Below are 4509 nucleotides of genomic sequence, written 5' to 3' on the forward strand. Positions count from 1 at the left end.
ATGATTGGAAAAACTGGGGATTTTCTAATACAATTAAAATCAACTTAAAAAATGGCAGCAACGATTTGGGTTTAAAACTTGAGAGATTCAACAAAAATCAAAACATTAAAAATACAGCTGTACTTATCGATCAGATTAGAATTAGAAAAATCGACTAAAGATAAACAATATACAAGCTAATTCAAGATGGCAAGACAAGAGCATGAATTACCAATGGTAACGGAAGATTGGGGATGGAAATATCATCATTTAGGTATTCCCACATCAATAAAGATGCCCAATGAACGTTATATAGCTCAATTTAAATTTTACATCTCCGGATTTACAGAAAGCCCTTTTGGCATAGAATGGATGAGATTTGACCTTGATAGTCCCATGCATGAGCTAATACCATTTATAAAAGAGTTTAGGCTATTTAGGCCTGAAAATTATTTAGGTATAATGCCGATATCTAATTTATTCAATATCTGAAGCGTACAAATGGCTCATACAAATTAGATATCGGTATTCTTAAAACAATACCACATTTGGCTTTTGAGCTTGAAGACTTAGATCATGAACTGGAAAAACATAAGTTCGAACTATTAGCAAAACCCTATTCGCCAATGGATGACGTGAGAGTCGCCATGATTAAGCACAATGGTGCTCCCATAGAACTTATCGAATTTAAAAAGAAAAATCCTGACTCATAAGAATCAGGATATTATATTTTGATTGTAATGGATGTTTATCGAATCGTTTTAAGTGCCTCGCTTACAGATTGAGAAAGATCCTCAAAAATTGCCTCCTCGGCTCCAACACCATTAACAACATGAATTTTATTTTGCTTAGTGTAATATTCATTTACTTTAGAACTACGCTTTTCGTACTGCTCAAGTCGGTGAATAATAATATCAGTATCCGCATCATAAGCTCTTCGGCTAAATGTTTTACCACGGGCTGCCAAACGCTTAATAGATTCTAGGGTTGATACCTCAAGTTCCAAAGCAGTTGTAATTGTCGATTGCATTTTTCTTAACAAGCCATCAAGAATGTAGGCTTGAACGATTGTACGAGGGAATCCTTTAAAAATAAAACCATTTGCATCAGGATGCGTCTTAATCTGACGTTCAATCAATTTAATCGCAATCTCATCTGGTACAATATCCCCTTTTTCAATATATTCCTTGGCACTAATACCCATTTCGGTTCCCTTCTTAATCTCCTGACGCATCAAGTGACCAGTCGAAATATAAACCAAATTGAATTTCTTAGCCAACATGCGTCCTTGAGTCCCTTTACCAGAACCTGGAGGGCCTAAAAGAACCATATTAATCCATGAATGCTCAAGAGTCTGATCAACAACAGAAGTTAATCGTTCAAAAATCTCTCCAACATCTCCCATTCCATCAATAGGATGATAGATTTCCTTCTCTTCATAAAACTCGGCTACAGGGGCTGTTTTAGTGTCATATTCTTGAATTCGAACATTGATCACCTCTTCTGTATCATCAGACCGGTTTTCAGTTTCAGAACGCTTAAGAAGACGATTTTTCAAATGCTCGTTAGGAACTTTCAAACTCAACATACAATCAAGTTTAGTATTCAGTTTAAGCAATAAGCCTTCCAGAATATAAGCCTGAACAGTGGTACGAGGAAATCCATCAAATAAGAAACCATTCACGTCAGTATCAGAGGTGATTCTTTCCTCAATAATCTGAACAATGATTTCATCAGGAACCAATCCTCCTTGTTTAATGATATCTTTAGCTTGAAGACCTAGCTCACTCCCTTCAGCAATTTCTGCTCGCAAAATATCACCCGTAGAGATGTAAGCTAAATTGTATTTCTCAACCAGCATTTTAGATTGAGTTCCCTTACCAGCACCCGGAGGGCCGAATAATGCTATATTTAACATGCGTAGATATTAATGTTTGTTGTCGTATTTCAGCGATCAAAATTAGAAAAAAAAGATAAGCCTACATACTAAATTTACATTTTATCCAAAAATGTAAAGATTGATTTATCATTCACGACTCAATACTCTTCCGAAAATTAGATACGAAACTATCTAAATAAGTGTCGAGTAAGAAAACCTCCTCTTATAAGTTTTATGCCATAACGGAAAACCCACGAAAAAAGATGAAGCAAACCAATAAAAAAGAATATCGGATAAATAGGATTAGTCCAGAATGTATGGTTTATTAATGAAAAATAAGAATAAGCTATAACTAAAATAATACCCCCGAGTAATTCGTATCGCCAAACAATAAGCAAGGCAAACATCATAAGCATATGGGTATAAAAAAGTTTAACCAATTGAGGACTCATATGAGAAGGATCGTCAATTCCAAATTCTATAGCAAACCATGCAAAAAAAAGGAATAGGAACACCCCTAAGAATCGTGCAAGCCAACGAATGATTGAGGTGATGAGACTAAGCATTTATTTGTATTAAAAAAGCATTATTGATATTTTCAAATATAGATTAATAATTAAAGTTTTGAAAGTTTAACCAAGCTTATTCTAAATATTTACCCAGACTTAAAAAATAATTGTAGCAACTATCAGAGTCTATTAAGACATTGAAAGCTATTAATTATTGACTTTCTTCTTTTTTCGCCTTATCTTTTTTATATAATTCATAATTATAAAGAATAGCAGCAAACTATTGGAATGAAACTTAAAAATGAAGCCTTATGAAAGCAAATTACATTTGTCCACACTGCCGAAGCTTTTTAAATGTTGGCGATAAAATCATTATTGCTGCAAAAAATAATAAAAAAGAAAAAGGAATTCTACTTTTGAGTATGGAACTTGGTGACTATACCATATTGAAACATCCCTCTTTTAATATTGAAGAAGGAGAAAAAATTAATATGTTCTGTCCATCCTGCAATTCAAACCTTAAAAAGCATAAGGTTCATAAAAACCTATTTGGCATTATCATGCAAGATGATGAGGATAAGGAAATGCAAATTCTCTTTTCCGGAACTTATGGTGAAAAATGCACCTATCGAATCACAGATAAAGAGGTTGAATCATTTGGAAAGGATGCTGGCAAATATCTCGATTTGGACAACCTCATCTCGATGAGTTAAGCACAAAAAAAAACGAATCCCTGAGGATTCGTTTTTTTATTCTTAATATTTCAAAACCGGCAAGCTTAACTTGTACCGAATACATACCAATCTGAAAACAATAATGCAGATAACCGTTACAAAAAGATTAACCGTCGGATCCACATGCAAATATTTTAAGAATAAGAATAATAAACCACCCACAATGCATGCTACAGCGTAAATCTCCTTACGGAATATTAGAGGAATATCGTTACATAAAGTATCACGAATAACCCCACCCATTACTGCTGAAAATAAACCCATAATGACAGCTAGTACTGGATGAATAGATAGAGAAATAGCTTTCTCTATGCCAATAACTGTGAAAACGCCAATCCCAATGGTATCAAAGAGAAACAGGGTGCGTTTCAATTGCATAATCAGTCCTTTAAATAAAAAGGTTGCAATAACTCCAAGAGTAATAACAAGCAAATAATTCAAATCAGAAATCCATGCCACAGGGAAATTACCGAGTATGAGATCACGCAATGTCCCTCCGCCAATTGCGGTTATAAAACCGGTAAAGAAAGCACCAAACAAATCGAGTTTCTTATTGGCAGCCGAAAGAGTTCCTGAGATTGCGAAAACAAAAGTTCCTATCAAATCAAGGGCGTAAATTACAGACATAGACTCCAATTTAAGATTAAATTACTAAAAATGAGCCTCCCAATTGTATCAGGAGGCTCTTTGTATTATTCTCTTCTTAGATATTTTCTTCGAATGATATCTAAATCACTCTTCGAAAATCATCTTATTTTTCTTCTTGAGCATCAACAACTGCAATAGCAGTCATATTAATCAATTCACGTACAGTACAACCCATAGGCACAACGTGAAAAGGCTTAGCTGTCCCTAGGATGATTGGTCCGATATTCTCAGAATCACCCAGGTCTTGCATCAACTTATAGGCAATATTTCCAGAACTTAAGTTAGGGAAAATAAGTGTATTTACATCTTTGCCCTTAAGCTTGTTGAATGGGAAATTTGCATCGCGCAAGTTCTTATCCATTGCAAAATTCAATAGCATCTCGCCATCAACAGCCAAATCAGGATGATTCTCGTGCAAGAATTCAATAGCATTGTGTACTTTTTTCGGACTACCTTTCTTAACAGCGCCAAAGTTAGAATAAGACAACATAGCCATTGCTGGTTCCTGATTGAATTTCTTAACGGCACGAGCCGTAATCAATGTTGTATCAATCAACGATTCCTCAGTAGGCTCAGAATTCACAGTAGTATCAGCGAAGAACAAAGGTCCTTTTTTGGTCATCACAATATTCATTCCAACCAGCGAATTCATTCCTTCTTCCTTACCAATTACTTTTTCAGCAATATTAAGTGTCTCGAAATAACGGGTTGCATATCCTGAGATAAAAGCATCAGCATCACCAGATTCAACCATAGTTGC

The 4509-nt window shown here is 34.9% G+C and carries 7 protein-coding genes; 3 read left to right on the forward strand and 4 right to left on the reverse strand.

Annotation, left to right across the window (positions count from 1 at the left end; translation table 11 throughout):
• Nucleotides 1–186 precede the first annotated feature (186 nt).
• A complete protein-coding gene (locus tag ABY905_RS14330) occupies nt 187–471 on the forward strand; it encodes a hypothetical protein (RefSeq protein WP_372645060.1) in 285 nt (94 codons plus the stop codon).
• Nucleotides 472–527: 56 nt separating this feature from the next.
• Nucleotides 528–692, forward strand: coding sequence for a hypothetical protein (locus ABY905_RS14335; RefSeq protein ID WP_372645062.1), 165 nt, complete (start codon nt 528–530; stop codon nt 690–692).
• 35 nt (nt 693–727) lie between these two features.
• Here the strand turns inward: ABY905_RS14335 and ABY905_RS14340 are convergent, their stop codons facing one another.
• Both ABY905_RS14340 and ABY905_RS14345 read right to left on the reverse strand, forming a co-directional pair.
• The gene (locus ABY905_RS14340) at nt 728–1897 is read right to left on the reverse strand and encodes an adenylate kinase (RefSeq protein ID WP_372645064.1); all 1170 of its coding nucleotides are present in this window, start codon (nt 1895–1897) and stop codon (nt 728–730) included.
• Between the two features lie 149 nt (nt 1898–2046).
• Nucleotides 2047–2424 (reverse strand): hypothetical protein, encoded by a 378-nt coding sequence (locus ABY905_RS14345; protein ID WP_372645067.1) that lies wholly within the window; start codon nt 2422–2424, stop codon nt 2047–2049.
• A 254-nt stretch (nt 2425–2678) separates the two neighbouring features.
• Between ABY905_RS14345 and ABY905_RS14350 the strand changes: the two genes are divergently transcribed.
• On the forward strand, nt 2679–3080 hold the full coding sequence (locus ABY905_RS14350; protein ID WP_372645069.1) for a hypothetical protein: 402 nt from the start codon (nt 2679–2681) through the stop codon (nt 3078–3080).
• A 42-nt stretch (nt 3081–3122) separates the two neighbouring features.
• On the opposite strand, the gene ABY905_RS14355 is transcribed toward ABY905_RS14350, so the two are convergent.
• On the reverse strand, nt 3123–3728 hold the full coding sequence (locus ABY905_RS14355) for a trimeric intracellular cation channel family protein (RefSeq protein ID WP_372645071.1): 606 nt from the start codon (nt 3726–3728) through the stop codon (nt 3123–3125).
• A 124-nt stretch (nt 3729–3852) separates the two neighbouring features.
• On the reverse strand, nt 3853–4509 hold a 657-nt coding region (locus tag ABY905_RS14360), incomplete at its 5' end, for a phosphate acyltransferase (protein ID WP_372645073.1).

Origin of the sequence: Ancylomarina sp. (genome assembly GCF_041555295.1) — a bacterium.
In the GTDB taxonomy this organism is placed as follows: Bacteria; Bacteroidota; Bacteroidia; order Bacteroidales; family Marinifilaceae; genus Ancylomarina.

Bases quoted from the DNA above. Each gene is read 5' to 3' on its own strand.
- ABY905_RS14330 (WP_372645060.1), top strand. From the start codon at position 187: ATGGCAAGACAAGAGCATGAATTACCAATGGTAACGGAAGATTGGGGA.
- ABY905_RS14340 (WP_372645064.1), bottom strand. From the start codon at position 1,897: ATGTTAAATATAGCATTATTCGGCCCTCCGGGTGCTGGTAAGGGAACT.
- ABY905_RS14355 (WP_372645071.1), bottom strand. From the start codon at position 3,728: ATGTCTGTAATTTACGCCCTTGATTTGATAGGAACTTTTGTTTTCGCA.
- ABY905_RS14345 (WP_372645067.1), bottom strand. From the start codon at position 2,424: ATGCTTAGTCTCATCACCTCAATCATTCGTTGGCTTGCACGATTCTTA.
- ABY905_RS14350 (WP_372645069.1), top strand. From the start codon at position 2,679: ATGAAAGCAAATTACATTTGTCCACACTGCCGAAGCTTTTTAAATGTT.